Raw genomic sequence first — 26,797 nt, 5'->3', positions numbered from 1 at the left:
CTGGCGCGACGCTTAGCCGGGCAATCCGACCGCACGCCCTGTAGCCCCGGTAAGCGCAGCGCCACCGGGGGATTGCTCCGGCTGGCGCGACGCTTAGCCGGGCAACCCGACCGACGCCCTGTAGCCCCGGTAAGCGCAGCGCCACCGGGGATTTCTCCGGATGGCGCGACGCTTAGCCGGGCAATCCGACCGCACGCCCCTGTAGCCCCGGTAAGCGCAGCGCCACCGGGGGATTGCTCCGGCTGGCGCGACGCTTAGCCGGGCAATCCGACCGCATAGCCCCTGTAGCCCCGGTAAGCGCAGCGCCACCGGGGGATTGCTCCGGCTGGCGCGACGCTTAGCCGGGCAATCCGACCGCACGTCCCTGTAGCCCCGGTAAGCGCAGCGCCACCGGGGGATTGCTCCGGATGGCGGCGCGCGCACCTTATTCGGGCTACGGGATGCTGGATGCGCGGGGGGCGACGACAGACTTCGTTTACCCCAGCTGCGCCAGCTGGTGGCACAGTACCTCGACGCCGGGCGCAATCGCATCGGGATTGATAGCGTGAAAGCCCATGCGGAAAAAATTTTCCGGCGGGTTGGCGTTGAGAAAATGGCGCGCGCCGGGTTCAATCAGCACCCCGGCATGGGCGGCTCGCCAGGTCAGCTGCTGGGTATTGATCTGTTTCGGTGTCGCCAGCCAGAAGGCATTGGCATGTTCGCTCCCGGGAATAATCCGGCACTCCGGCAGGTAGCGGTGCAGCGCATTATTCAGCCGCTCCCAGCGCTGGGCGGAGTCAAAGTGGTAGCGGCGCAGGTGGGTTTCATAGTGCCCCTGGGCGAGAAAATGGGCCATCTGATACTGAATATTGGTGGGCGGGTGGCGGTAAATCAGCCGCCGCAGCGCGCGGGCTTCATCAATCAGGTCCGGGTCGGCCACCATAAATCCCAGCCGCAGGCCGGGAGACAGCGCCTTCGACAGGCTGCTGACGTAAATCACCCGCCCGCTACGGTCGCTGGCTTTCAGTGCCGGTAGCGGGTTCAGCATAAAATTACTTTCCGAGTCGTAATCATCTTCAACGATCACCGCATCGTGGCGGGCCGCATGTTCCAGCAGCTGGCCGCGCCGCGCCTGGCTCATCGCCACCCCCGTCGGCACCTGGTGGCCGGGGGTGACGTAGTAGTAATCGCAGGGAGCATCGTCGAGCACGATCCCTTCTTCGTCCACCGGGTGCGGCACGATGTCGGCGTCCGCCAGCAGGAAGGTATTAATCGCCTCGCGGAAGCAGGGATTCTCGACGCCGACCCGGGTTGTGGACGACATCAGCAGGCGGGTGAGCAGGTAGAGCGCGTTCTGCGAGCCGAGCGTAATCAGGATCTCATCCGCTGCGGCGACGATGCCGCGCTTGGGCAGCACCCGGGTGCGGATCTGCTCAATCAGCATCGGGACGTCCTGGTCGATGTGATCGACGACCCAGGCCGGATCGCGCACGCCGCCGTGCAGCCAGTTGGCCGCCGAACGCCAGGTGGTCAGCGGAAACTGGCGGGTATCCGGCTGGCCATAGATAAACGGATAGCGATAATTCATCCAGCCGGCGGGTTTAAGAATCGACTCCTGCTGGCTGGGAGTGATTTGCAGTCGCGCGCCCCAGCGTGGTGCAGCGCGCTCGTCATCCGGTGCATCCTGCACGGCAACCGTCGCGGCGGAATGCTGATAGTCGGGATGCAGATAGTATCCGCTGCGCGGGCGGCTGATGAGATACCCTTCGCTGACCAGACTCTCAAAAACCAGCGCCGTAGTATTGCGCGATACCCGCAGCTGGCTGGCCAGCTGACGGCAGGAGGGCAGCGGCGTGTCGGCGGAAAAAATACCGCTCAGAATGGCGTTAACCAACGTCTCCCGCACCTGCTCCTGTAAACCGCGACGTTGGTCGAACTCGACGTGCAAAAGGTGACGGATCATGCGGGGCTCCTTACGTGAATACTCTGTCTACCCTGCAGCAAATTCCATACCACCCTGAAAAAGTCTGACACACGGACGCAACGAAACTGGCTCTATCCGGAAAACAAAAACGCTCCCTACAGTAAAAACGCATTCATCAGTCGCGGAACGGAACTTCCGTCGGCACAAGTTTTGCAAAACCTTTTCATGTTCGGGAATGAACACGTCTGGCGAATTAATTAGGGGTGGATTGATGAACAAATCGTTGGGTTCAATGTGTCTGGGCGCCGTTATGGCACTGGCTTTCTCTTATCACGCAGCGGCAGCAGATCTCCCGGAAATTGAAAAATCCGGCACCCTGAAAGTCGCGACCGAAGATGATTACGCGCCGTTTAACTTTATGAGCAACGGCCAGGCCGATGGCTTTAACAAAGATATGCTGGAGGAGCTACGCAAGTATGCGAAATTCCACGTCGACCAGAGCATCCTGCCGTGGACCGGCCTGTTAGCGGCGGTCTCCACCGGTCAGTACGATATGGCGTTAACCGGCGCGGTGATTACCGACGATCGACTTAAGGTCTTTGACTTCACGCCGCCGTGGGCCTCGGCGCAGCACTATTTTGTCAAGCGCGCTGGCGATAACTCTCTCAACACCATCGCCGATTTGAGCGGCAAAAAAGTGGGGCTGCAGGCGGGCAGCGCGCTGCTGGCGCGACTGCCTGAACTGAAAGCGATGCTGGAAAAAACCGGCGGCAAGCTCGGGCCGGTGGTGGAGTATCCCTCCTATCCGGAAGCCTACGCCGACCTTGCCAATAAGCGCCTCGATTACGTGATTAACGTGGTGATTTCCGTCAACGACCTGGCGAAAGCCAAACCGAAGGTCTTCGCCAAAGGACTGGCGGTGTCCGGCCCGGGCTATATGGCCTGGCCGATTCCGAAAAACTCACCGCAGCTTTTGGCCTACATGACCAAATTTATCAACCATATGCGCGAAACCGGCAAGCTTGCAGAGCTGCAGAAAAAATGGTTTGGCGAAACCTACGATAACCTCCCGACGGAAGCGATTACCAGCCCGGAACAGTTCCATAAACTGGCTGGTTTGTAACATTTTGCGGCGGGTCACCGCCGCGTTTTTAATCCACAGGAGGGCCATATGGATGTAATTTCCTGGCAGTTATTGATTGAAGGCGCATGGACGACCCTCTGGATTTCGGCCATCGCTATCGCCTTTGGGGTGGTGATTGGTCTGCTGATCGCGCTGGTGCGGATGCTGCGTCTGCCGATTATTGACCAGCTGCTGGTGGTCTATATCAGCCTGGCGCGCGCCACGCCGCTGGTGACGCTGGTGCTGTTTCTGTTTCTCTCGCTGCCGACGGTGGGGATTAATCTGGATAAAAACGTGGCGGCAATCGTGGCGCTGACCCTCAATACCTCGGCTTTTAACGCCGAAATCTGGCGCAATGCGTTCCGTACCTTCCCGCGTGAACAGCGTGAGGCGGCAGAATCCGTGGGGATGCGCCGCTGGACCTATTTTCGCTACATCATGCTGCCGCAAATGTGGATCGAAAGCCTGCCGGCGCTGGTGAACGAAATGTCTTTCCTGATTAAAGGCAGCCCGGCGATTGCGGTGATCGGCGTGGTCGATTTGACCCGCGTGACCAACCGCATCTCATCCGTCACCTATGAGCCCCTGTCGCCGATTCTTGCGGCGGGTCTGCTTTATGTCGTGATAATCGGCATGCTGCTGAAGCTGCAGGGACTGGCGGAACGTAAAGCGAAACGCCTGGCACGATAACAACCGGAGGATCTATGAATCAGTGGGCCATTATCTGGTCAGCGCGCGACAGCTTTATTGCCGGCCTGATCGCCACTCTTGAGCTATTCATTCTGGCCGCCGTTGTGGGGTTAGCCATTGGCATTGTGCTGTGCTATTTGACCGAATATCAAAAGCGCTGGCTTAACCGGGTGATTATCGGTTTTGTCAGCCTGATGCGCGCGATTCCGTTCTTAATCCTCGCCTATCTGCTCTATTACGGCCTGCCGGAAGTGGGGATCAGTATGGACGCCTGGAGTGCCGGCCTGGTGGCGCTGATGATCTACCACGGCGCCTATTTCTTTGAAATCCTGCGCAGCCAGCGTCGGGTCTTCTCCGCCGGATATATTGAGGCCGCGGTGGCGCAGGGCTTTTCACGTTACCAGATATACCGGCGGATTATTTTGCCGAATATCGTCTCATCGGCGCTGCCGCTGCTCGGCAACCAGCTGATTATTTGCCTGAAGGATACCGCTTTTCTCAGCATTATCACCGTTCAGGAAATTACCGCCGCGGCCAACAGCGTGCAGGCGACCTGGTTCATCCCGTTTAACTCTTTTATCGTCGCGATTGCACTCTACTGGGCGATCAGCATTTTGCTGGAGTTGCTGATTAAGCGACTGAGCGCCCTCGGAGCCAGAAGAGGAATGAGTCATGCCTGATACCACTGCAGTAAGCATTAAAAACGTCTCTAAGCAGTTTGATAATATTGAAGTGCTACGCGATATCAACCTGACCGTCGAAAAGGGATCGGTGGTCAGTATTCTGGGGTCGTCAGGTTCCGGTAAATCGACGCTGCTGCGCTGCATGAACTGGCTGGAACAGCCGGACCGCGGGGAGATTCATATCGGCGGCCAGCGGCTGGGGATCGATGAACAGAATGGCAAAGCCATGTCCCATCGCCAGCTGTCGAAGATTCGTGAGCGGGTGGGGATGGTGTTCCAGAGCTTTAACCTGTGGCCGCACCTGACCGTGCAGCAGAACGTCAGCGAAGCGCTGCTCCACGTCAAAGGAATGAAGCGCGATGAAGCGTCTGCAATCGCCATACAGCAGCTGGAAAAGGTCGGGATGGCGCACAAGGCCGACGCCTGGCCGATTACCCTCTCCGGCGGGCAGAAGCAGCGGGTGGCCATTGCCCGTTCGCTGGCGATGTCGCCGGAAGTGATTCTGTTTGACGAGCCGACATCGGCGCTGGATCCCGAACTGGTCAACGAAGTGTTGGGAGTGATGAAGGCGCTGGCGGCGGAGGGCTACACCATGGTGGTGGTGACTCATGAGATGGATTTTGCCCGCCAGGTATCGGATGAAGTGGTGTTTCTCGAAAAAGGGCTGTTGATTGAGAAAGCGCCGCCGGAGAAATTTTTCACCAACCCGGATTCTGAACGCGTACGCCAGTTTTTGCAGAGCCGCCGCTAATACGAGGGGCCCGATCGCCTGCGGCCGCTCTCCCCGGTGGCGCTGCGCTTACCGGGGCTACGGGGTTGTGCGGTCGGGGAGTCTGGATAAGGCGCATAGTGCCGCTATCCGGGAAACTCTCCCGGTGGCGCTGCGCTTACCGGGGCTACGGGGTTGTGCGGTCGGGAAGTCTGGATAAGGCGCATCGCGCCGCCATCCGGGAAAATCTCCCGGTGGCGCTGCGCTTACCGGGGCTACGGGGTCGTGCGGTCGGGAAGTCTGGATAAGGCGCATCGCGCCGCCATCCGGGAAACTCCCCCGGTGGCGCTGCGCTTACCGGGGCTACGGGGTCGTGCGGTCGGGAAGTCTGGATAAGGCGCATCGCGCCGCTATCCGGGGAGGTGTTCCGGTAGCAAGGTATTTGGTTCCGTTCACCATCCATTCACAGAACTGTTTCATCGTGGCACGTTAACGGATAAAGGGGGAGAAACCCTCTCCCGCTTCACCATCCCCACGGTACGGCAAAGAAATCGGCGCTGCGCTCGCCTCCCGACGCTCAACGCGATGCTACTCGTCCCATCCCTGGCGTCCAGCCCCTGCCTGCCGAGCTCCGGTTCGCTGATTTCAGCGGATACCGGAGCATCGCGGGAAGTCTTGTTGTTGCAGAATGACTTAAGTTGCTGTCAGCGCTTTTCTCTGGCCGCAGGCGGCCGGAAACAGGTAGCCCCGGTAAGCGCAGCGCCACCGGGGAGGGGGGAGATCAATCGGGCGGGTCTACAATCAATCCCGGTCAATGGCGAATGGCTGCCAGGCCTGGCGCACCGGCATCACTTCTACGCGGTTGATATTCATATGATCCGGTAAGGTGGCGATGTAGAACATCTGCCCGGCGATATCCTGCGCGCTCAGCGGGGTGGTGCCGCGATACAGATTATCGGATGCCGCCTGGTCACCTTTAGTGCGCACGAGAGTGAATTCGGTCTCGGCAATGCCCGGCGCCAGATCGGTCACCCGCACCCCGGTACCGAGTAAATCGCAGCGCAGGTTGTAGCTGAACTGCTTCACAAACGCTTTGCTGGCGCCATAGACGTGGCTGCCCGGATAGGGCCACTGACCGGCAATGGAGCCGACATTGATGATACTGGCGCCGGCGCCGTGCTGAATGAGCGTCGGCAGCAGCGCGTGGGTGACGTTAACCAGGCCGGTAACGTTGGTATCGATCATCGTTTTCCAGTCCTGCAGGTCGACCTTCTGCGCCGGCTGCGGCGCCAGCGCCAGCCCGGCGTTGTTAATCAGCGTTTTGATATCGGCAAAGGCGGCGGGCAGCTCTGCCACCGCGGCGGCAACGGCCTCGCTGTCACGCACGTCCAGCTCGATAATATGTACCGGCACCAGCAGGCTCAGCCGGTCATACAGTTTTTGCAGGCGCGCCAGGCGGCGGCCGCTCAGCACCAGCGACCAGCCCGCTTCGGCAAACACCTGTGCCGCTGCCTCCCCAAAACCGGAGGTGGCCCCGGTAATAAACACTACGTTGTTGGTGGTCATTTCACTCTCCTGTGCGCATTGTTGCCCTCACTATAAAAACGCCGCGGGCGGCGACACAGGGCCAGTTGTCAGGTGGCGTTGTGACACGGTGTCACAACCTTTTCGAGCGACTGGCTCTATCCCTTTTTCCGTCGGGCGACCAATGATGGAGCCAACAACAATGACATCAGAGGGCAGGGTATGAAGCTGGCAATACAGAACGATGTAACGGTAAGCAACGATGACGTTCGCCAACTGGATCGCGCTTATGTTTTCCATTCGTGGTCGGTACAGGGCAACATCAACCCGCTGGTGATTGCCGGGGCCAAAGGCTGTGAACTGTGGGATTATGAAGGTAAAACCTACCTTGATTTCAGCAGTCAGCTGGTCAACGTCAATATCGGCTATCAGCACCCACGCGTGCTGGCGGCGATGAAAGCGCAGCTGGAGGCGCTGGTGACAATTGCGCCGGCGACCGCCAACCTCGCCCGCGGCGAAGCGGCGAAACGCATCGTCGAGCTGGCGCCGGAAGGCTTCAGCAAAGTGTTCTTTACCAATGCCGGAGCCGACGCCAACGAGAATGCTATCCGCATGGCGCGGCTCTATACCGGACGCGATAAAGTACTGTCGGCCTATCGTTCATACCACGGCAATACCGGCAGCGCGATTGCCGCCACCGGCGACTGGCGCCGGGTGCCGAACGAGTACTCGCGCGGCCACGTTCACTTTTTCAACCCCTACCTCTATCGCAGCGAATTTAATGCCGTGACGGAAGAGGAGGAGTGTCAGCGCGCGCTGGCGCATCTGCGCAGAATCATTGAGTGCGAAGGCCCTGGCGCTATTGCCGCCATTTTGCTGGAGTCAATTCCCGGAACCGCTGGCATTCTAGTGCCGCCTGATGGCTATATGCAGGGCGTACGGGCGCTGGCCGACGAGTTTGGTATTGTGCTGATCCTCGATGAGGTGATGGCCGGGTTTGGCCGTACCGGCAGCTGGTTTGCCTTCGAGCAAGATGGCGTGGTGCCGGATCTGGTGACCTTTGCCAAAGGGGTTAACGCCGGGTATGTGCCTGCGGGCGGCGTGCTGATTAGCGACCCGATTGCCCGCTATTTTGACGACCATTTCTTTGCCGGTGGCCTGACCTACTCCGGCCATCCGCTGGCGATGGCGGCGATTGTGGCGACGATCGATGCCATGAAAGAGGAAAACATCGTCGAAAACGCGGCGCAGATGGGGAATCACATCCTGCGTCCGGGGCTGGAGGCACTGGCGGAAAAACATGCGATCATTGGTCATGTCCGCGGCCGCGGGCTGTTCCAGGCGCTGGAGCTGGTCAGCGACCGCGAAGCTAAAACACCGCTAACCGCGGCGGATATGGCGGCGATTAAAGGGGCCTTAACCGAAGCCGGTCTGCTGGCCTTTGTGGTGGAAAACCGCATTCACGTGGTGCCGCCCTGTACCATCAGCGCCGAGCAGATTGCGAAAGGGCTGGCGATTTTTGACAGCGTATTCGCCCGCTTCGCCACGCTGGCGAAATAAGCCAACCTTGTTCCCGGATAGCGGCGCCAGCGCCTTATCCGGGCTACCCGGCCGCACGACCCCGTAGCCCCGGTAAGCGCAGCGCCACCCGAGAGTTTCCCGGAGAGCGGCGCCAGCGCCTTATCCGGGCTACCCGACCGCACGACCCCGTAGCCCCGGTAAGCGCAGCGCCACCGGGGAGTTTCCCGGATAGCGGCGCCAGCGCCTTATCCGGGTTACCCGACCGCACGACCCCGTAGCCCCGGTAAGCGCAGCGCCACCTGAGAGTTTCCCGGATAGCGGCGCCAGCGCCTTATCCGGGCTACCCGACCGCACAACCCCGTAGCCCCGGTAAGCGCAGCGCCACCGGGGAGTTTCCCCGGATGGCGGGCTATCCCGCCATCCGGTGTTCACCTTTCACCAGCGCCTCGCGATCGAAGAAGCGCTGAATGACTCCCTCGGCCATAAATGCCGCCCGATCCGACATATGTGCAATCACATCGGCATCATGACTGACCAGCAGATAGGTCATGCCGTGCTCCTGCTTCAATCGGTTCAACAGATTGAGAATTTCCGCCTGTACCGACATATCCAGCGCCGAGGTGGGCTCATCTAACAGCAGGATCTGCGGGCGCAGCAGCAGCGCGCGCGCAATGGCCACGCGCTGGCGCTGGCCGCCGGAAAGCTGATGCGGATAACGACGCGCGGCGTCGGCGGGGAGCCCCACCTGTTCCAGCGCGGTATCGACCCGCTGCCGGATGGCGTCGAGACCGTGGATTTTCAGCGGTTCGGCCAGGGTACGCCACAGCGTATGGTTGGGGTGCAGAGAGGCATAGGGATCCTGAAACACCATCTGCACGTTGCGGCGCAGCTCGCCCTGAAAACGAACGCCGGGGGCTATCGCTTTGCCAAACAGCTGAACGCCGCCGCGCCACTCGCGCTGTAGCCCGGCGAGAACCCGCAGAATCGTCGATTTTCCGCAGCCGGAGGCGCCGATCAGGCTGAAAGTTTCCCCGGCCTCAACGCTGAAGCTGGCGGCGGACACCGCCGTTTTTTCCGCAAAAATGACCTGCAATGCATCGAGATTAACGACTGCCATGCGCCGCCTCCGTAAAGTCCAGTGTTCTGTCGAGAGTGGGCAGCATCTGGCCGTAGGTGCTCGCATCGGGACGACAGGTCCACAGCGTACGGGTGTAGGGATGCGTGGCCTGAGGCAGCTCGCGGGCGGGCATCTCATCGACCTGCGCCCCCTGGTACATCACCAGTACCCGGTGGCAATGTTGCGCCACCAGCGGCAGATCGTGGCTGATCAGCAGCATCGCCATTTGCCGCTGCTCGCACTGTTCCACCAGCAGTTCGAGGATCTGATTGCGCAGGCGGGAATCGAGCGCCGAGGTCGGCTCGTCGGCAATCAGCACCTTCGGGTTGTTCAACAGCGCAATGGCGATCATCACCCGTTGCCCCATCCCGCCAGAGAGTTCGCCGGGGTAGCGGCTGAGTACGGGTAAATCGAGGCCGACGGCGGCAACGGCGGCTTTCACCGCCTCCTGCCGCGCGCGGCGGCTCAGGCGCTGATGCAGCGTTAATGCCTCTTCCAGCTGTGCCTGAATGGTCTGTACCGGATTCAGCACATAGCGCGGATCCTGCAGCACCATGGCGATATCGTTGCCGCGCAGCGCGCGCCAGTGGCGATCGTTGAGGGTCAGAAGATCGTGTCCCAGCACGTTCAGCGTTTCTGCGCTGACCACGCCCGGACGACGCACCAGTCCCATCAGCGCGCGGGCGGTCATTGATTTGCCGGAACCGGATTCGCCCACCAGCGCCAGCCGCTCGTTGCCGAGCGTAAAGCTGACGTTATTCACCACCCGGGCAGAGGGGTAGTCGATGCTTAACCCCTGAACGGTGAGTCGGGTATCAGTCATGTTGCGGCTCCAGAACATCGCGCAGGCCGTCGCCCAGCAGGTTAAAGGCCAGGCTGGCTATCAGGATCACCGCCCCGGGCGCGGCGGCAATCCACCACTGATCGAAAATGACCTGCATTCCGTCGGCGATCATCGCCCCCCATTCCGCCATCGGCGGACGCGCGCCGAGACCGAGGAAACCGAGCCCGGCGGCGGCGAGAATAATGCCGGCGAGATCCAGCGCCAGGCGCACGATGGCGGAAGGCAGGCACAGCGGTAAAATATGGCCAGTCAGCAGCCGCCAGCCGCGAATGCCCATCATTTCCGCCGCGGCCAGATAATCGCTATGGCGCAGACGTTGAATTTCGCTCCGCGCCTGGCGAGCGTAGGCGGGCCAGGTGGTGAGCGCCAGTGCCAGCGCACCGTTAACCAACCCAGGCCCCAGCATGGCGACAAAGGCAAAGGCGAGGATCAGCCGCGGCATTGACATCACCACGTCGGTAAATCGCATCAGAATACGCTCCAGCCAGCCGCCGTAATAGCCGGAAAGTATCCCCACCAGCAGACCGGCGGGGAGCGTAATCAGCGTGACTAACGCCACCAGCCCCAGCGCCGGGCGCGCGCCGTAAATCAGGCGAGAGAGCAGGTCGCGGCCATAGCTGTCGGTGCCGAGCCAGTGCCGGGCATCGGGGCTTTGCAGGCGTGCCGCGGCATCCTGCCAGTTGGGATCGAGCGGCGCCAGCCACGGCGCGAACAGCGCCACCAGCAGGAGCAGCGCGATGACGATCAGCCCGAAAAAGGCGGCGGGGGAGCGACGCAGACGACGCAAAAACAGATAAGCCGGCATCAGCGTACCCTCGGGTCGGTCAACCGCACCAGCAGGTCGGTGAGATTGTTAATGAACACAAAGCTGGCGCCAATCAGCAGCGTACCGCCCATGATCGCCGTGGTATCCCCGGCGAACAGCGCGGTAGTCAGGTAGCGGCCAATTCCCGGCCATGAGAAGACGGTTTCCGTCAGCACCGCGCCTTCCAGCATCGAGGTCCAGGCCAGGGCGATGACCGTCAGCAGAGTGCCGCGAATGTTGGGGAGTACGTGCCGCAGCAGAATCGTCATTTCGCTGGCCCCTTTGGCGCGCGCCAGCAGGATGTACTCTTTATTCATCTCGCTGAGGCAGGCGGAACGCGTCAGACGGGTGATGCTGGCCAGCGAATAGTATCCCAGCAGCAGCACCGGCAGCAGCAGATGGCCAATGGCGTTTTTGAAGGCCTCTTTATCGCCAGAGAGCCAGGTATCAATCAGCACGAAGCCGGTTCGCGGTTCGACGGTATATTGATAGATATCGTCCAGTCGCCCGGGGCCCGGCGTCCACTGCAATTTGGCGTAGAACAACGCCAGCATCAGCAGCCCGAGCCAGAAAATGGGAACCGAGTTGCCGATCAAGGTCAAGGTGCGTACCGCCAGATCCCACGGCGAACCGGCGTAGCGGGCGCACAGCACGCCGGCAATCACCCCGAACAGCGCCCCGACGATCAGCGCCAGGGTGGCCAGTTCGAGGGTGGCGGGAAAGGTGGCGAGCAGGTCGTGCAGCACCGGCTGGCCGGTGGAGCTGGCCGTGCCGAGGTCGCCGTGGGCAAGGTTAACCAGATAGTGCCAGAACTGCACCGGCAGCGGGCGATCGAGCCCGAGCTGGTGGCGAACCTGATCATAGGTCGACTGGCTGGCATGATCGCCGACGATTTGCAGCACCCGATCGACAGGTGAAAACGCGGAAAGCGCGAACGTGACGAGCAACAGCCCAAAGAGCGTGAGTAGCAGGGTAAGCAGCCCCTGAAGCACGCGCGTGGAAAGATGTGGCATGGGAAGTCTCTTCATACCGGGAGGCGGCTTCGCCTTACCCGGCCTACAAAAAACGAGAACCCGGGCCGGGTAAGCGCAGCGCCACCCGGCAACAAGGGAAATTACTTGGTGACGTTATCGTACCAGACCATATCGGCGTTGAGGCCCTGCTGATAGCCTTTGACGTTATCGCGGACCACGATCTGCGTTTTCCCTTGGTCAACAAATACATACGGCGAACTGCGCTGCAGCTCTTCCTGCATTTTTTTGTACAGATCGAGGCGTTTTGCCGGATCCGCTTCGGCGACCGCCGCCTGGGTTTCTTTATTTAGCTGCGGGATCTGCCAGCCGTTGAGACCGGCAACGGTGCTGGATTTACCATCATTCCACGCGAAGGCGCTGGCGTTGGAGTGGGCGTCAAAATAGTCCGGGATCCACAGGCGAATAGCTGCCTGGTGCTGCTTCGCGCGCACGCGGGCATACACCTGGCTGCCCGCTGCCGGCAGCAGGTCAATCTTCACGCCGCCCTGGGCAAAGCTGGCCTGCATCGACTGGGCGATAGTAATGAACGGCGGTTTGTTCTCGACATCAAGAGTGAAGTGCGCGTCCTTAATCCCCGCTTTGGCGAGAATCGCTTTGGCCTTCTCCGGGTCAAATTTGAACGGATTATTATCCAGCGCGCCCGGCAGACCAACCGGCAGGAAGCTCTGATGCACAAAATACTGGCCTTTAAGCAGATCTTTGGTGATGCCGTCGTAGTCCACCAGCCAGCGCGCGGCTTCCCACAGGGCCGGGTTTTTCAGCAGCGGGTTAGCGCTGTTGCCGGTGTTGAATGCCAGGTAATTCTGCTCGGCGGAGGGAATGCTCAGCACGTTAACGCCGGGTTTCCCCTGCAGGGCGGCTATCTGATCGGCGCCGAGATCGCGGGCGATATCGGCATCACCCTGTTGAATCAGCAGGCGGCGAGAGGCCGGATCGGGGACGTTTTTAATAATGATGCTTTTCAGCTTCGGCGCCCCGGTAGGCGAGCTGTTGTTGGCCTCCAGCACGATGGCCTGATGCGGCTGATAGACGCGCATTTTGAACGCGCCGCTGCCCGCCGAGTGCATTTTCAGCCAGCTGTTACCGAAATCGTTGTCTTTGACGTTCGGCGCCACCAGCTTTTCATCCACGATGGAGGCGATCGGCGTGGAGAGGATATTCAGCGCGACCGCCGGACTGACGTCAGCGGTCCAGTGCAGCTGCAGCGTATGGTCATCGACCTTTTTCAGCTGGCTGGCGATGTTGTCCGGCTGCCAGCCGAGGACGTTGAGGATAAACGCGGGGGACTTATTCAGCGTCACCGCGCGGGTATAGGAGAAGATAATGTCTTCCGGACGCAGCGGGTTGCCCGAGGCAAATTTGGCATCGGGCTTCAGCTTGATGGTCAAGGTTTTCGCCGCCGGGTCGGCCTGCCAGCTTGCGGCCAGAATCGGGGTGATTTTTTCAGGGTTGTCGCGATCTGGCTGAACCAGGCGCTGGTAGAGACTCGGTACCGTCTGAATGCTGGAAAGCTCATTGGCTTCTGCCGGGTCGAGGCTGACGATGTCGTCAAGACCCTGGGCAACGACCAGGGTGGAGGGCGGTGTCGCGGCATGGACGGCGGCGGAGAGTGCGGTCAGCACCAGTAAAGACAGCAGTTTTTTGGTCATGTGCAATCCCTGAAAAAATGTTGTTTTGATTATTTATGCTTCGCTACGTTAGGCCGCTTCCCCGCAGTCGTAAAGTCAAAATACGGATAAGCTTATGCTTAAAAAGAATAATTCATAGCGATGGGTTATTAATGAAAAAAAGCGGCGGCGCGCTTTTTGTCCGCCGCGCTTCTTGATATAACAATTTCATTACAATTCAACGGGGTGCGGGCATGCCGGAAATCAATCAATATGGTCAGGTGGTGAATGATGTTGTCGCAGACTGGCAGGGGGCCAGGATCCTGAAACGCACGCCGTTAAGCGGGCGCTTTTGCCGGCTTGAGCCGCTGGAGGTGCAGCGCCATGCCGCCGATCTGTTCGCCGCCTACGCGTTGGGAGATGAGAGCGACTGGACATGGCTGGCCAGCACCTGTCCGGCAAGCGTGGAAGCGACGACCCACTGGGTGGCAGGTAAAGTCAACGATGATGCGCTGGTGCCGTTTGCGGTTATCGATCTGCAGACCGAGCGGGCGGTGGGGCTGGTCAGCTATATGGCCATCGATCGGGCAATGGGGACCGTTGAAATCGGCCATGTGACCTGGTCGCGGAAGATGAAGAACACGCCGCTGGGCACGGAAGCGGTATGGCTGTTGCTGAAAAATGCCTTCGGGCAGGGCTATCGCCGGCTGGAGTGGAAATGTGATTCGATGAATATTGCCTCACGACGGGCGGCGGAGCGCCTGGGTTTTACCTGGGAAGGGTGTCTGCGGCAAAAAATGGTGCGGAAAGGGCGCACCCGCGATAGCGACCAGCTGTCGATTATTGATAGCGAGTGGGCGGCGCGGGATGCGGCGCTGCGCGCATGGCTGGCGGCGGAGAATTTTGATAGTGAAGGGAGACAGCTGAAGCGACTGGAGGATTTTCGCTGATTGCAGCCAGCGGACAAAGTGCGTGCATCGGGAATTGCCCGGCGGCGCTTCGCTTGCGCGGGCCTACCTCCAGTCAGTCAATCTTTCTTATTCACAAATACGGCGGCGCTTCGCCTGCATGGGCCTACCGGCGCAGTGCCGGTAGGCAGGTAAGGGCTTCGCGACAAACAGGGGCGGTAGACTGATTCTACGGAACAGACTCGCTGTCGTAGGCCGGGCAAGGCGTCAGCCGCCGCCCGGCAGAGATGTCAGAACACAAGCCCGAGCAGGCTTGCTATCCCTTAACAGCGGCCTGACGACGCACCGGCGCGCCGTTCGCCACATAATAGCGCGCCGTGCTGCGCGGCAGCGGCGCGCGGCCGCGAATGGCATCGGCTATCTTCTCGCCAATCATGATGGTGGTGGCATTGAGGTTGCCGGTGATGATCTGCGGCATAATCGATGCATCCACTACCCGCAGCCCTTCCAGACCGTGAACCCGCCCCTCGCCATCGACCACCGCCATTTCGTCATAGCCCATTTTACAGGTCCCGCAGGGATGGAAAGCGGTCTCGGCGTGATTACGCACGAACTCATCCAGCTCGGCATCGCTCTGGCACGCCAGACTCGGGCTGATTTCCCGGCCGCGATATTTATCCAGCGCCGGCTGGTTCATGATGTCGCGGGTGATGCGGATCGCGTCGCGGAACTCCTGCCAGTCCTGTTCGCTGGACATATAGTTGAACAGAATTGCCGGATGCTCATGCGGGTCGCGTGATTTCAGGCGCACATGGCCGCGGCTGGGCGAACGCATGGAGCCGACGTGGCACTGGAAGCCGTGCTCTTTCACCGCATTCGAACCGTTGTAGTTAATCGCCACCGGCAGGAAGTGATACTGAATATTCGGCCACGCAAACGCCTCCCGGCTGCGAATAAACCCGCCCGCTTCAAACTGGTTGCTGGCGCCGATGCCGGTCCCGCCGAACAGCCATTCAGCGCCAATTTTCGGCTGATTCCACCATTGCAGCGCCGGATAGAGCGACACCGGCTCCTTGCACTCGTATTGCAAATACATCTCCAGGTGGTCCTGCAGGTTTTCACCGACGCCGGGCAGGGCGTGCACCAGCGGGATATCAAACTGGCGTAGCAGTTCGGGATCGCCGACGCCGGAACGTTGCAGAATCTGCGGCGAAGCGATGGCTCCCGCGCAGAGCAGCACTTCTTTACTGGCCGTTGCTTTTGACGGCGCGGTGCTATCGCCCTCCAGCCACTCCACGCCTACCGCGCGCTTACCGGCAAAAATAATATGGTCGGTCAGCGCATGGGTGCGAATCGTCAGGTTTGGGCGCGCGCGGGCCTGGTCAAGATAGCCGCGGGCGGTACTGGCCCGGCGTCCCTGCGGGGTCACGGTGCGATCCATCGGTCCGAATCCCTCCTGCTGGTAGCCATTGAGATCGTCGGTGCGCGGATAGCCGGCCTGGACACCGGCTTCCACCATGGCATGGAACAGCGGATTATTATTCTGCTTCGGCGTGGTGACGCTCACCGGGCCATCGCCGCCGTGGTAGTCGTTGGCGCCGATATCGCGGGTTTCCGCTTTGCGGTAGTAGGGCAGACAGTCAAGATAGCTCCACTGCTCAAGCCCCGGCGCGGTGGCCCAGTTGTCGAGGTCCATTGCATTACCGCGGATGTAGCACATGCCGTTAATCAGCGACGAGCCGCCGAGCCCCTTGCCGCGACCGCACTCCATGCGCCGGTTATTCATATGCGGTTCGGGTTCGGTCTCGTAGGCCCAGTTATAGCGTCGGCCCTGTAGCGGAAAAGCCAGCGCGGCGGGCATCTGGGTGCGGAAATCAAAACGATAATCCGGGCCGCCGGCTTCCAGCAGCAGGACGGTGGTATGAGGATCTTCCGTCAGTCGTGTCGCCAGTACGTTGCCGGCAGAGCCGGCACCAATAATGATGTAGTCAAATTGCAAAAATGACCTCCTGGTTAAAATATGGATTGAAACTGACCCATCTCAACCTGGATGGATTTCACCTGGGTGTAGCTCTGGAGCGTCATCACGCCGTTTTCGCGGCCGATACCGGAGTGCTTATAGCCGCCGACCGGCATCTCCGCCGGGGACTCTCCCCAGCTGTTGATCCAGCAGATCCCGGCCTCAAGCTGATGAATGATGCGGTGGGCGCGGTTTAAATTCGCCGTCACCACGCCGGCGGCAAGGCCGTATTCGGTGGCGTTGGCGCGGCGAATCACTTCTGCCTCATCGTCATAGGTCAGAATCGACATCACCGGGCCAAAGATCTCTTCGCGTACGATGGTCATATCATCGCGGCAGTCGCTAAATACCGTGGGGGCGACCCACGCGCCGCTGGCGAAGTCATTGCCTTGCAGCACACCGCCGCCGCACAGCAGACGCGCCCCTTCCTGCTTACCGCTGGCGATATAGCGCAGGACATTTTCGCGATGCGGGAAGCTCACCAGCGGACCGAAGTTGGTTGTTTCCTCAAACGGGTCGCCGGGACGAATCCGCGCCACGCGGGTGAGAATTTTTTCCTCGAACGCCGCTTTAGCCCGCGTCGGAATAAACACCCGGGTACCGTTGGTGCAGACCTGGCCGGAGCTGTAGAAGTTGGCCATCATCGCGATATCGGCGGCGAGGTCGAGATCGGCATCGTCGCAGACAATCAGCGGCGACTTGCCCCCCAGCTCCATGGTCACCTCTTTCAGCGATGAGGCGGCGGAGTTGGCCATCACTTTTTTGCCGCTGGCGACGCCGCCGGTAAAGGAGATTTTGGCAATGTCCGGATGTTCGGTCAGGTACTGCCCGGTTTCGGCGCCGATGCCCGGCAGGACGTTAAATACGCCGTCCGGCAGGCCGGCTTCGCGGTAGATTTCCGCCAGCTTCAGGGCGGTGAGCGGGGTGACTTCACTCGGTTTAAAAATCATGGCGTTACCGGCGGCCAGCGCCGGAGCGGATTTCCACAGCGCGATCTGAATCGGGTAGTTCCAGGCGCCGATCCCGGCCACGACACCGAGCGGCTCGCGGCGGGTATAGATGAATGAACTATCGCGCAGCGGGATCTGACTGCCTTCGAGCGCCGGGATCAGTCCGGCGTAATACTCCAGCACATCGGCGCCGGTGACGATATCGACATGGGCGGTTTCGCTCAGCGGTTTACCGGTATCCAGCGTCTCCAGCCGCGCCAGTTCGTCGTTACGCTCGCGCAGAATATCCACCGCTTTGCGCAGGATACGCGAACGTGCCATGGCGCTCATCGCCGCCCAGATTTTTTGCCCTTGTTGGGCGCTCTTTACCGCCCGGTCGATATCGTCGCGACCCGCGGCCTGGACTGTCGCCAGTACTTCCCCGTTGGCAGGGTTGAGGGTCTCGAAGGTTTTCCCGCTGGTGGCAGGGACGTAACCACCGTGGATATAAAGCTGCTGTTCGGCCATTCGGGACATGGTTTCCTCCATTATTGAGACGTCGGTGGCAGATACTGGCTGATGAAATGGTCGGCGAGCGTTTCGGCGCGGGCTTTATCGAGCGGTTTACCGCTCAGCGCCGCGCGTAGCCACAGTCCGTCGATTAAGGCGGCGAGACCATAACCGGCCTCCTGCGCCTGCTGGCGCGGCAGCTCGCGCTGAAATTCATAGACGATGTTCGACAGCAGACGTCGGCTGCAGACCTGCTGCAGACGGTAGAGCATCGGTTGATGCATGCTGCTGGCCCAGAAGGCGAGCCAGGCTTTCATCGCCGCGCTGCTTATCTGGCTGTCGTCGAAATTACCCGCCACGATGGCCCGCAGCCGCCGTTCGGCGCTGGCGCCCGGCAGCGCGTGCAAACGGCTCAGTACCGCCAGCCGGAGCTGGCCGGTGATGTCGCGCATCGTTGCTTCCAGCAGACCGTTCTTATCCTTGAAATAGTGACTAATGATGCCGGTCGATACGCCCGCCCGTCGGGCAATTTGCGCGATAGTGGCATCGTGCATTCCCACCGCGTTTATCGCCTCGAGGGTGGCGTCAATAAGCTGCCGCTGGCGTATCGGTTGCATCCCCAGTTTGGGCATTTCCTTGGTTCCATTCATCAGATTTGTTTATCTATTAAAGCGGTTTTTGATTGGACGTTCAATATAAAATGTGTCTTAATTGTTGCGGTTTTGGATTTTAATAGTTACAAAAACAGTGAGGATACTGGATGACAGACCTTTCGCCGAGCAGAGAAAAGGACAAAATCAATCCGGTGGTTTTTTATACTTCCGCCGGACTGATTTTGTTGTTTTCCCTGATGACTATCTTCTTCAGCGATTTTTCCGCGGCCTGGATTGGCCGTACCCTGAGCTGGGTTTCAACGACTTTTGGCTGGTACTATTTGCTGGCGGCCACGCTGTATATCGTGTTTGTGGTCTGCATTGCGTGCTCGCGCTTCGGTTCGGTGAAGCTCGGGCCTGAGCACTCCAAACCGGAGTTCAGCATGCTGAGCTGGGCGGCGATGCTGTTTGCCGCCGGTATCGGTATCGACCTGATGTTCTTCTCGGTCGCCGAACCGGTCACCCAGTATATGCAGCCGCCGGAAGGGGCCGGGCAGACCATGGAGGCCGCGCGTCAGTCGATGGTCTGGACCTTGTTCCACTACGGGCTGACCGGCTGGTCGATGTATGCTCTGATGGGTATGGCGCTAGGATACTTTAGCTATCGTTATAATTTGCCGCTCACCATACGCTCCGCCCTCTATCCCATTTTCGGTAAAAAAATCGATGGTCCCATCGGCCATAGCGTGGATATTGCGGCGGTGGTCGGGACCATTTTTGGGATTGCCACGACGCTGGGGATCGGGGTCGTACAGCTTAATTATGGTCTGAACGTGCTGTTTGATATTCCGGATTCGCTGGGGGCGAAAGCGGCGTTGATTGTCCTGTCGGTGATAATCGCCACGATTTCGGTGACCTCCGGGGTCGATAAAGGGATTCGTATTCTCTCCGAACTGAACGTGGTGCTGGCGCTGGGGCTGATTCTGTTCATCTTGTTTATGGGCGATACCGAGTTTCTGATGAACGCGCTGGTGCTGAACGTTGGCGACTACGTGAACCGCTTTATGGGCATGACCCTCAACAGCTTCGCTTTCGATCGCCCGGTCGAGTGGATGAACAACTGGACGCTGTTTTTCTGGGCCTGGTGGGTTGCCTGGTCACCGTTTGTGGGGCTGTTCCTGGCGCGTATCTCGCGCGGGCGCACCATTCGTCAGTTTGTGCTGGGGACGCTGATTATTCCGTTTACCTTCACCTTACTCTGGCTGTCGGTCTTCGGTAACAGCGCGCTGTACGAAATTATTCACGGCAATGTCGCCTTTGCCGAAGAGGCGATGGCTCATCCGGAGCGCGGCTTCTATAACCTGCTGGCCCAGTACCCGGCCTTTACCTTCAGCGCCTCGGTCGCCACCATCACCGGGCTGCTGTTCTATGTGACTTCCGCTGACTCAGGGGCGCTGGTGCTGGGGAACTTCACCTCGAAACTCAAAGATATCAACAGCGATGCGCCGAACTGGCTGCGTATCTTCTGGTCGGTTGCTATCGGTCTGCTGACCATCGGAATGCTGATGACCAACGGGATTTCGGCGCTGCAGAACACCACGGTGATCATGGGGCTGCCGTTTAGTTTCGTGATCTTCTTTGTGATGGCGGGGTTGTATAAATCATTGAAGGTCGAAGATTATCGCCGCGAGAGCGCCAGTCGCGATACCGCCCCGCGTCCGCTCGGCGTGCAGGATCGACTGAGCTGGAAGAAACGCCTGTCGCGGTTGATGAACTATCCGGGAACCCGCTATACGCGTCAGATGATGGAGACGGTGTGCTACCCGGCGATGGAGGAGGTGGCGCAGGAGCTTAAATTGCGCGGCGCCTATGTGGATCTGAAAAGTTTACCGCCGGAGGAGGGGGATAATCTGGGCCATCTCGACCTGCTGGTGCATATGGGCGATGAACAGAATTTTGTCTATCAGATCTGGCCGCAGCAGTATTCGATTCCGGGCTTCACCTACCGGGCGCGCAGCGGTAAATCGACCTACTATCGTCTGGAGACTTTCCTGCTGGAGGGCAGCCAGGGCAACGACCTGATGGACTACAGCAAGGAGCAGGTGATCACCGATATTCTCGATCAGTACGAGCGTCACCTGAACTTTATCCATCTGCACCGGGAAGCGCCGGGGAACAGCGTGATGTTTCCCGGGATGTAGGCGGCGGACGGTGGAGTAAGGAAAAAGGCGCCCTGTGGGCGCCTTTTTTCGAGCGAATGTCGCGATATGCGCGGCTTACCAGCAGATAAATCCGCCATCAACGACCAAATCAACGCCGGTACAAAATGAGGCGGCGTCGCTGGCGAGAAACAGAGCCGGCCCCGCCATCTCTTCAACTTTTGCCATGCGCTGAATGGGCGTCTGGTTTTCAAATTCGCGAGTCTGATGGACCATTTCAGGACGGGTATTCATCGGCGTCGCGGTGTAACCCGGGCTCATTGAGTTGACGCGAATCCCTTTGCCGACCCACTCCATGGCAAGGCTTTTAGAGAGATGAATCACGCCGGCTTTGGCGCTGTTATAATGCGCCTGTTCTAGCCCGCGGTTAACGATAATTCCCGACATCGAGGCAATATTAATAATCGAGCCGCCGCCGGATTCCAGCATCAGTTCCGCTTCCGCTTTACAGGAGTTCCAGACGCCGGTGAGATTGATATCAATAACCCGCTGCCACTGTTCCGTCTCCATCTCCAGCGCCGGGTTGGCGTTGGCGATACCGGCGGCATTGACGGCGATATCGAGACGGCCGAAGCGACTTTTGGCCAGCGCGACGCCAGCGCGAAGATCGCTTAGCTGGCGCACATCCCCGGTATAAAAGCAGGCTTCGCCGCCTATCGCTTCAATATGACGCACGGTTTCGGCAAGTCCCCCGTCTTCGCGCAAATCGAAACCGACGACGCGCGCGCCCGCGCTGGCGAGCCCGTAAGCAATCATCTGGCCAATACCACTGCCCGCGCCGGTGACAAAGGCAACGCGGTCCTGCAGGTTAAACAACTGTTGAGCAAAATCTTTTGCGATCATAGTGATTACTCTTCTGGTCAAAACCCTGGCGGGTATTAAGACATGATTAAGCCGCCGTCGATGTTAATCGTCTGCCCGGTGAGATAGCGCGCATCGTCAGAGGCGAGAAAGGCCACCAGTCCGGCAACATCCTCCGGTTTCCCCGCCCGTTTCATCGGTATACCTTCTACCCATTCCGCCATCAGCTCGCCTTTGCCATAGCGCTTTTGTTCATTGCTGAGAATTTCGCCCCACACCCGGTCGTTGTAGTCCCACATTTCACTTTCGATAATTCCGGGGCAGAAGGCGTTGACGGTGATGTTCCACGGTGCCAGCTCATGAGCCAGGCTTTGCGTAATGCCGATAACGCCCATTTTGCTGGCGGCGTAATGCGGGGTGTAGATAAAGCCCTGGCGCCCCTGACCGGACGAGGTATTGATTAAACTGCCGTAGTTCTGTTTGACCATGTATTTGGCCGCTTCGCGACAGCACAGCCAGACGCCGGTTGTATTCACGGCCAGCACTTTTTCGAAATCGGCTTTTGGCATACGATCGAAATAATCGATGGTGATCACTCCGGCGTTTTGAATAGAGACATCAATGGTGCCGAAGCGGGCTGCGGCCTGTTCGTACAGGGACTGAACCTGGGCTTCATCGGTGACATCAATCTCCAGCGACAGAATATCGGCCTGATAACGTTGGCGTAAGGTTTCTGCGGTTTCATGGACGCGCGGTGCATTAGAGACCATCACCAGCCTGGCGCCATCGCGTGCAAAGCGTTCGGCGATGCCGGCGCCAATACCACGGCAGGCTCCGGTAATGACGATGGTTTTATTGTGAAAATTTCTGTGCATACTTTTTTCCCTTTAGCGAAGCCGGGCGGTTACGCCCGGCGGAAGAATCGGTGCTATGCGTGAATTAACTGGATGCCGCGCCGCTGGGGTGAACCGTCGCCAGCTTTTCTTCGTGGCGGCGCATGAGAATGACCTTGTTCTGTAGCTTCTGCTGGAACTGATCGACGACGACGGCGGTGACGATGACCACGCCTTTAATCACCATCTGCCAGAAATCACTGACCCCCATCATCACCATTCCGTCGGCGAGGAAGACGATCACGAAGGCGCCAATAATCGACCCGGTCACCCGGCCGCGACCGCCCGCCAGCGCGGTCCCGCCGAGAACGGTGGCACCGATCGCATCCATTTCGAACATGTTGCCGGTCATCGGGTGCGCGGTTTGCAGCTGTGAGGCGACAATCAGCCCGACGAACGCGGCGCAGAGTCCGGAGAAGGCATAAACAAAGATTTTGGCCTTAACAATCGGGACGCCGGCCAGACGGGCCGCGGACTCATTGCCTCCAATGGCGTAGATATAGCGGCCCAGCGGGGTTTTCGTGGTCAGCCAGTAGCCCAGCAGCAGAAAAGCGATCATCAACCAGATCGGCAGATAAATTCCCAGGACGGTACCGGAGCCGAGAGTGGAGAAACCGGTATTGCCCAGCGCTTCCATGCCGTTGAGATTGGGGTAAGTGCTACCGTCGTTAAACAGCAGGGCAGAACCGCGGGCGACGTACATCATTCCCAGGGTACAAATAAAGGGCGCCACGCCAAAGCGGGTGATCACGGCGCCGTTAACCAGCCCCACCAACACGCCAAAGATAGCCACGCACAAGATGACTTCCGGTACGTTGAAGAAGATGACGCTACCGTTCCATAGCGGCAGCCCGTTGGTCAGCAGGGCGCCGGCCACCATGCCGCAAATCCCGGCCACGGCGCCGACTGAAAGGTCGATTCCCCCGGTCAGAATGACCAGCGTCATCCCGATAGCCAGCAGGCCGGTAATGGCCACATGCTGGGTCATGATCAGCAGATTCGACGTCGTCAGGAAATTCGGTACCATCACGCTGAAAAACGCAACAACCAGCAGCAGAGCGATAAACGTTCTGGCCTTCAGCAGGTACATATAGATCATATATTTCTGGTTCATGATGGGTTCCAGCCTGATTAATCTTGAGGTGTTGAAGCCGCGATTAATTTTTCGCGGGTGACCGCATGACGCGGTAAATCAGCGGTAATACGGCCATCGGCCATCACCAAAATACGATCTGCCAGAGCCATCACTTCATCCAGCTCTGACGAGGAGAACATCACGGCCAGCCCCTGTTGCGCCATTTTGCCAATCAGGTGATAAACGTCCGTTTTGGCGCCCACGTCGATGCCGCGCGTGGGTTCATCCAGAAAAACGACCTGCGGCTGCGTCATTAACGCTTTCCCCAGCACCACTTTTTGTTGGTTGCCGCCGCTCAGAGAGGTGATGGGGAGCTCGGGATCGCTCACTTTGATGGCAAGCTGCTGAATCATCTCTTTAACGCTGGCATGCTCTTTATGCGGATTCAGCCATTGCCAGGCGCGGCGAAACCCCTGAAGACTGAAATCGGAGAGCGTCATATTGGATTGAATGGACATCATCTGCACCACGCCTTCGCCCTGTCTGTCTTCCGGTACCAGCGCCAGCCCTTTTTTGAGTCTGGCCTGAAAAGGGGCCCTGCCGATGTTTTCACCGTTGAGATGGATGCTGCCATTCTGGCACGGCATCAGGCCGACCAGTCCTTTAAATAGCTCGGTACGCCCGGCGCCCAGCAGGCCGTAAATGCCGATGACTTCCCCTTTACATAAGGTAAAGGTGACATCATTAAGTTTGTAACCGCCGCTATGGTGCAGCGCGGTCAGACCGTCCACCGCCAGCACCGCTTCGCCTTTGGGGGCCGGTTGATAGTCGAAATGCTTTTTCTTATCGCCGACCATCTGTTCAATGATCCACGGGATGCTGGCATCGCTGACGGTCCGTTCGCTGATAAAACGGCCATCGCGGAAAATGGTAATGTGGTCGCCAATTTCCATCAGTTCTTCCAGACGATGGGAGATATAGATGATGGTGACGCCGCGCCGTTTAAGCTGCCCGATAACATTGAACAGGACTTTGACTTCAGACTGGCTGAGGGCGGAGGTGGGCTCATCCATAATCAATACGCGCGTATCTTTGGACAGGGCGCGCGCAATTTCGACCAGCTGCTGGTGGCCAATACCCAGTTCCCCGAGCGGAGTGTAGGGATCAACATCAAGCTCCAGTCGTTCCAGCAGTGATTTAGCCAGTTCGTATTGGTATTTTTCGTTGATCCTTCCTTTCTGGAAAAACTCATTAGCCATGAAAATATTATCCATGACATTCATATTCGGGAATAAATTCAGCTCCTGGAAAATAATGCTGATACCCTGTTTTTCAGCCTGGTGAGTCGAATTTAATGAAACGGGAGAACCCTCGAGAATAATTTGTCCGGAGGAAGGCGTTTCGACACCGGCAAGCATTTTCATCATGGTGGATTTGCCCGCACCATTTTCTCCGATCAGAACGTTGACTTTATTTCGATAAACCCGGTAGTCGACGTTATCTAAGGCGATAACGCCTGGGTAAACGCGAGATAATCCGCGGGTTTCGATAATAACTTCAGCTTCGACTGGTTGGGGAGTGACGATTTCTTGCGCTGACATCTTATTGTCCTCCGGGGTGAACAATTTTCGCTGGTGTAATATCAGGGAATGTTTGCGGTATATCCCAGGCGGAAAATACGCCATAGACCTCAACCGTTTCGCCGGATTTTAGCTGTGCGCCGTTAATCATTTTTACGGCCTGTTCATTAATGGCCCGGCCATATTCGCCAAACAGGACCTGATCGTTAAAGTCGGCATAGCTGGCACCGTTATAGCCATCGCGCAGCTGGGTCCCACGCAGCGTCGGCCCCGTTTGCACGACGATAGCGCGGCCATTTTGATCCTGAACGGTCATTTTTCCGCTGCGTGACGTGGCGTCAAGCTTGATGACCTTACCTTCAACCTTGACGAAGAAAATGCACGGATTTTCTTCCTGAGCGCGATAACCCAATGTTTTACAAGCGCTGTCGAAATCTTTGGCCGCATGTAGCGCGGTCATTAACGCTTCCGCGGGGCGAGCCTGTGCGACTACCTGCGGTACAATTTTCTCCTGCCACGTCCGATCGATATGCGCCATGTGCGGATTGGGCGGGGATTTAAGATCGGCCAGCTCTTGCTGAGAGACAATGCGGCAACCTCCCAGTGCTACGATGGCCAATGCCAGCCAGGTTTTTTTATACATGAGACTCTCCTGTGCGCCCCGCAAGGGGCGCAACAACCCGAACTCAGGACTTGATATTGAAGTCCTGAACTTTGTCTGCGTTATCTTTAGTGATCAGGATGCCGCGGAACATGACGCGCTGTTTCGCCGGTTTCACCCCTTTTTGCAGGAAGTTATCGAGGTCGGTGACCCCTTGAGCGGCGATGGACTGGGCCTGCAGCATCACGGTGGCCTGCAGGGTTCCCGCTTTAACCGCATCACGCTCGTCATTGCTGCCGTCGATGCCGACAACCACGACGTCCGTACGGTTCGCGGCTTTTAGCGCGGCGATAGCGCCCAGAGCGACGGGGCCGTTACCGCAAATCACCCCTTTAACGTCCGGATGAGCCTGCAGGATGCTGTCCATAATGCGTTTGCCGTCGATTAACGTTCCTTTGGCATCCTGTCTGGCGACGCTGACCATGTCAGGATACTGGTCGATAACCTGATGGAAAGATTTGGAGCGGGTCACGCAGTTATTATCGGCAAGATTACAGGTGAGCTCGGCGTATTTTCCTTTCTCCGCCATTTTCTCAACAAATACGTTGGCGACTTCCGAACCCGCCTGGAAGTTATTGTGCGTGATTTGCTCAAGCGCCACATCATCGACAGGAATTTCCCTGTTGATTAATACCACGGGAATGCCTGCTTTTTTGGCTTTTTCAATGGCGGCGACGCTGGCGGTTGAGTCGGCGTTATCGAGAATAATACCCTGAACTTTTTTACCAATAGCGGTATCAATAAGTTCGTTCTGTTTTTTGACATCTTCGCCATGTGACAGAACCGTCGTTTTATATCCCAGCTGTTTGGCTTTTTCACTGGCGCCTTTGGCTTCCGAGGCGTAATACGGATTATCCAGCGAGTTGACCATAATCATAATGGTGCCTTTTTCTACCGCCTGAGCAGAAAATGAAAAAGCGGTCAGGGTTGCAGCAGTTAACAGCGTTAAACGTAATTTCATGACAATGTTCTCTCTATGTTGTTATTGTCGGGTACGGTGAAACAACGCAAGGCCTGAAAATCAGTTGTATGGTCCGGGGCTCTCCTT

General features: G+C 58.6%; 23 protein-coding genes. 7 read left to right on the top strand and 16 right to left on the bottom strand.

The genetic code is table 11. The features are described 5' to 3' along the window. Positions 1-475: 475 nt before the first annotated feature. Positions 476-1,942, bottom strand: coding sequence for a MocR-like pyridoxine biosynthesis transcription factor PdxR (gene pdxR / locus DSD31_RS18765; RefSeq protein WP_015584943.1), 1,467 nt, complete (start codon positions 1,940-1,942; stop codon positions 476-478). A 232-nt stretch (positions 1,943-2,174) separates the two neighbouring features. Here pdxR and DSD31_RS18760 point away from each other — a divergent pair, with 232 nt between their 5' ends. Genes DSD31_RS18760 through DSD31_RS18745 form a run of 4 tightly spaced genes read left to right on the top strand, consistent with a single transcriptional unit; the run spans position 2,175 to position 5,150 of the window. Beyond that, positions 2,175-3,026, top strand: coding sequence for a transporter substrate-binding domain-containing protein (locus tag DSD31_RS18760; protein WP_004859243.1), 852 nt, complete (start codon positions 2,175-2,177; stop codon positions 3,024-3,026). A gap of 48 nt (positions 3,027-3,074) precedes the next feature. Continuing rightward, the gene (locus DSD31_RS18755; protein WP_015584941.1) at positions 3,075-3,716 is read left to right on the top strand and encodes an amino acid ABC transporter permease; all 642 of its coding nucleotides are present in this window, start codon (positions 3,075-3,077) and stop codon (positions 3,714-3,716) included. Positions 3,717-3,730: 14 nt separating this feature from the next. Beyond that, positions 3,731-4,396 (top strand): amino acid ABC transporter permease, encoded by a 666-nt coding sequence (locus tag DSD31_RS18750; protein ID WP_113991246.1) that lies wholly within the window; start codon positions 3,731-3,733, stop codon positions 4,394-4,396. Further along, positions 4,389-5,150, top strand: a complete 762-nt coding sequence (locus tag DSD31_RS18745) for an amino acid ABC transporter ATP-binding protein (RefSeq protein ID WP_004859252.1) — start codon at positions 4,389-4,391, stop codon at positions 5,148-5,150. The genes DSD31_RS18750 and DSD31_RS18745 overlap by 8 nt, the downstream gene beginning before the upstream one ends. A gap of 759 nt (positions 5,151-5,909) precedes the next feature. Here DSD31_RS18745 and DSD31_RS18740 read toward each other — a convergent pair. Beyond that, on the bottom strand, positions 5,910-6,674 hold the full coding sequence (locus DSD31_RS18740; protein ID WP_004859254.1) for an SDR family NAD(P)-dependent oxidoreductase: 765 nt from the start codon (positions 6,672-6,674) through the stop codon (positions 5,910-5,912). A gap of 180 nt (positions 6,675-6,854) precedes the next feature. Between DSD31_RS18740 and DSD31_RS18735 the strand changes: the two genes are divergently transcribed. Continuing rightward, positions 6,855-8,192, top strand: a complete 1,338-nt coding sequence (locus DSD31_RS18735; protein WP_113991245.1) for an aspartate aminotransferase family protein — start codon at positions 6,855-6,857, stop codon at positions 8,190-8,192. A gap of 370 nt (positions 8,193-8,562) precedes the next feature. Here the strand turns inward: DSD31_RS18735 and DSD31_RS18730 are convergent, their stop codons facing one another. From DSD31_RS18730 to DSD31_RS18710, 5 genes are all read right to left on the bottom strand, one after another. Beyond that, complete coding sequence (locus DSD31_RS18730) at positions 8,563-9,270, bottom strand: ABC transporter ATP-binding protein (protein WP_004859262.1); 708 nt, start codon at positions 9,268-9,270, stop codon at positions 8,563-8,565. Further along, positions 9,257-10,093, bottom strand: coding sequence for an ABC transporter ATP-binding protein (locus tag DSD31_RS18725; protein WP_113991244.1), 837 nt, complete (start codon positions 10,091-10,093; stop codon positions 9,257-9,259). The genes DSD31_RS18730 and DSD31_RS18725 overlap by 14 nt, the downstream gene beginning before the upstream one ends. Then, complete coding sequence (locus DSD31_RS18720) at positions 10,086-10,919, bottom strand: ABC transporter permease (RefSeq protein WP_004859268.1); 834 nt, start codon at positions 10,917-10,919, stop codon at positions 10,086-10,088. Before DSD31_RS18720 ends, DSD31_RS18725 begins: the two co-directional genes overlap by 8 nt. Continuing rightward, entirely contained in the window at positions 10,919-11,932 is a 1,014-nt protein-coding gene (locus DSD31_RS18715) for an ABC transporter permease (RefSeq protein ID WP_004859271.1), read from the bottom strand. Before DSD31_RS18715 ends, DSD31_RS18720 begins: the two co-directional genes overlap by 1 nt. Positions 11,933-12,033: 101 nt before the next feature. Further along, on the bottom strand, positions 12,034-13,602 hold the full coding sequence (locus DSD31_RS18710) for an ABC transporter substrate-binding protein (RefSeq protein ID WP_004859275.1): 1,569 nt from the start codon (positions 13,600-13,602) through the stop codon (positions 12,034-12,036). A gap of 212 nt (positions 13,603-13,814) precedes the next feature. On the opposite strand from DSD31_RS18710, the gene DSD31_RS18705 reads away from it, so the two are divergent. Continuing rightward, complete coding sequence (locus tag DSD31_RS18705) at positions 13,815-14,510, top strand: GNAT family N-acetyltransferase (RefSeq protein WP_004859277.1); 696 nt, start codon at positions 13,815-13,817, stop codon at positions 14,508-14,510. A 274-nt stretch (positions 14,511-14,784) separates the two neighbouring features. On the opposite strand, the gene betA is transcribed toward DSD31_RS18705, so the two are convergent. From betA to betI, 3 genes are read right to left on the bottom strand one after another with little or no spacing between them, the layout of a single operon-like run. Next, complete coding sequence (gene betA, locus DSD31_RS18700; RefSeq protein WP_113991243.1) at positions 14,785-16,467, bottom strand: choline dehydrogenase; 1,683 nt, start codon at positions 16,465-16,467, stop codon at positions 14,785-14,787. Between the two features lie 14 nt (positions 16,468-16,481). Further along, complete coding sequence (betB, locus tag DSD31_RS18695) at positions 16,482-17,954, bottom strand: betaine-aldehyde dehydrogenase (protein ID WP_113991242.1); 1,473 nt, start codon at positions 17,952-17,954, stop codon at positions 16,482-16,484. 11 nt (positions 17,955-17,965) lie between these two features. Then, positions 17,966-18,559 carry a transcriptional regulator BetI gene (gene betI / locus DSD31_RS18690; protein WP_004859289.1) on the bottom strand — a complete coding sequence of 198 codons (594 nt, stop codon included), beginning with the start codon at positions 18,557-18,559 and terminating at the stop codon, positions 17,966-17,968. A gap of 128 nt (positions 18,560-18,687) precedes the next feature. Here betI and DSD31_RS18680 point away from each other — a divergent pair, with 128 nt between their 5' ends. Beyond that, positions 18,688-20,721: a choline transporter gene (locus DSD31_RS18680; protein WP_113991241.1), complete on the top strand. Its 2,034-nt coding sequence runs from the start codon at positions 18,688-18,690 to the stop codon at positions 20,719-20,721. Positions 20,722-20,796: 75 nt separating this feature from the next. On the opposite strand, the gene DSD31_RS18675 is transcribed toward DSD31_RS18680, so the two are convergent. The 6 genes from DSD31_RS18675 to DSD31_RS18650 form a co-directional block, all read right to left on the bottom strand. Beyond that, on the bottom strand, positions 20,797-21,582 hold the full coding sequence (locus DSD31_RS18675; protein WP_004859296.1) for an SDR family oxidoreductase: 786 nt from the start codon (positions 21,580-21,582) through the stop codon (positions 20,797-20,799). Positions 21,583-21,617: 35 nt separating this feature from the next. After that, on the bottom strand, positions 21,618-22,415 hold the full coding sequence (locus DSD31_RS18670; protein WP_004859298.1) for an SDR family oxidoreductase: 798 nt from the start codon (positions 22,413-22,415) through the stop codon (positions 21,618-21,620). Positions 22,416-22,479: 64 nt separating this feature from the next. Next, positions 22,480-23,547 (bottom strand): ABC transporter permease, encoded by a 1,068-nt coding sequence (locus DSD31_RS18665; RefSeq protein ID WP_015584935.1) that lies wholly within the window; start codon positions 23,545-23,547, stop codon positions 22,480-22,482. A 17-nt stretch (positions 23,548-23,564) separates the two neighbouring features. Then, a complete protein-coding gene (locus DSD31_RS18660; protein ID WP_004859306.1) occupies positions 23,565-25,109 on the bottom strand; it encodes a sugar ABC transporter ATP-binding protein in 1,545 nt (514 codons plus the stop codon). Position 25,110: 1 nt separating this feature from the next. Further along, complete coding sequence (locus DSD31_RS18655; protein WP_069476144.1) at positions 25,111-25,731, bottom strand: DUF2291 family protein; 621 nt, start codon at positions 25,729-25,731, stop codon at positions 25,111-25,113. A 43-nt stretch (positions 25,732-25,774) separates the two neighbouring features. After that, positions 25,775-26,710 (bottom strand): D-ribose ABC transporter substrate-binding protein, encoded by a 936-nt coding sequence (locus tag DSD31_RS18650; RefSeq protein ID WP_004859313.1) that lies wholly within the window; start codon positions 26,708-26,710, stop codon positions 25,775-25,777. Positions 26,711-26,797 lie beyond the last annotated feature (87 nt).

The organism is Klebsiella sp. X13, from assembly GCF_003323835.1.
GTDB lineage: Bacteria > Pseudomonadota > Gammaproteobacteria > Enterobacterales > Enterobacteriaceae > Klebsiella > Klebsiella ornithinolytica.
The sequence above is the reverse complement of the archived record's forward strand: the minus strand, read 5'-3'. Positions and strand labels throughout refer to the sequence as shown.

Coding starts and splice junctions, on each gene's coding strand:
- DSD31_RS18725 (WP_113991244.1), bottom strand. CDS start 10,093: ATGACTGATACCCGACTCACCGTTCAGGGGTTAAGCATCGACTACCCC.
- DSD31_RS18720 (WP_004859268.1), bottom strand. CDS start 10,919: ATGCCGGCTTATCTGTTTTTGCGTCGTCTGCGTCGCTCCCCCGCCGCC.
- DSD31_RS18665 (WP_015584935.1), bottom strand. CDS start 23,547: ATGAACCAGAAATATATGATCTATATGTACCTGCTGAAGGCCAGAACG.
- DSD31_RS18655 (WP_069476144.1), bottom strand. CDS start 25,731: ATGTATAAAAAAACCTGGCTGGCATTGGCCATCGTAGCACTGGGAGGT.
- DSD31_RS18710 (WP_004859275.1), bottom strand. CDS start 13,602: ATGACCAAAAAACTGCTGTCTTTACTGGTGCTGACCGCACTCTCCGCC.
- DSD31_RS18660 (WP_004859306.1), bottom strand. CDS start 25,109: ATGTCAGCGCAAGAAATCGTCACTCCCCAACCAGTCGAAGCTGAAGTT.
- betB (WP_113991242.1), bottom strand. CDS start 17,954: ATGTCCCGAATGGCCGAACAGCAGCTTTATATCCACGGTGGTTACGTC.
- DSD31_RS18760 (WP_004859243.1), top strand. CDS start 2,175: ATGAACAAATCGTTGGGTTCAATGTGTCTGGGCGCCGTTATGGCACTG.
- DSD31_RS18730 (WP_004859262.1), bottom strand. CDS start 9,270: ATGGCAGTCGTTAATCTCGATGCATTGCAGGTCATTTTTGCGGAAAAA.
- DSD31_RS18755 (WP_015584941.1), top strand. CDS start 3,075: ATGGATGTAATTTCCTGGCAGTTATTGATTGAAGGCGCATGGACGACC.
- DSD31_RS18750 (WP_113991246.1), top strand. CDS start 3,731: ATGAATCAGTGGGCCATTATCTGGTCAGCGCGCGACAGCTTTATTGCC.
- pdxR (WP_015584943.1), bottom strand. CDS start 1,942: ATGATCCGTCACCTTTTGCACGTCGAGTTCGACCAACGTCGCGGTTTA.
- DSD31_RS18650 (WP_004859313.1), bottom strand. CDS start 26,710: ATGAAATTACGTTTAACGCTGTTAACTGCTGCAACCCTGACCGCTTTT.
- DSD31_RS18670 (WP_004859298.1), bottom strand. CDS start 22,415: ATGCACAGAAATTTTCACAATAAAACCATCGTCATTACCGGAGCCTGC.
- DSD31_RS18745 (WP_004859252.1), top strand. CDS start 4,389: ATGCCTGATACCACTGCAGTAAGCATTAAAAACGTCTCTAAGCAGTTT.
- DSD31_RS18735 (WP_113991245.1), top strand. CDS start 6,855: ATGAAGCTGGCAATACAGAACGATGTAACGGTAAGCAACGATGACGTT.
- DSD31_RS18680 (WP_113991241.1), top strand. CDS start 18,688: ATGACAGACCTTTCGCCGAGCAGAGAAAAGGACAAAATCAATCCGGTG.
- betI (WP_004859289.1), bottom strand. CDS start 18,559: ATGCCCAAACTGGGGATGCAACCGATACGCCAGCGGCAGCTTATTGAC.
- DSD31_RS18715 (WP_004859271.1), bottom strand. CDS start 11,932: ATGCCACATCTTTCCACGCGCGTGCTTCAGGGGCTGCTTACCCTGCTA.
- DSD31_RS18705 (WP_004859277.1), top strand. CDS start 13,815: ATGCCGGAAATCAATCAATATGGTCAGGTGGTGAATGATGTTGTCGCA.
- DSD31_RS18740 (WP_004859254.1), bottom strand. CDS start 6,674: ATGACCACCAACAACGTAGTGTTTATTACCGGGGCCACCTCCGGTTTT.
- DSD31_RS18675 (WP_004859296.1), bottom strand. CDS start 21,582: ATGATCGCAAAAGATTTTGCTCAACAGTTGTTTAACCTGCAGGACCGC.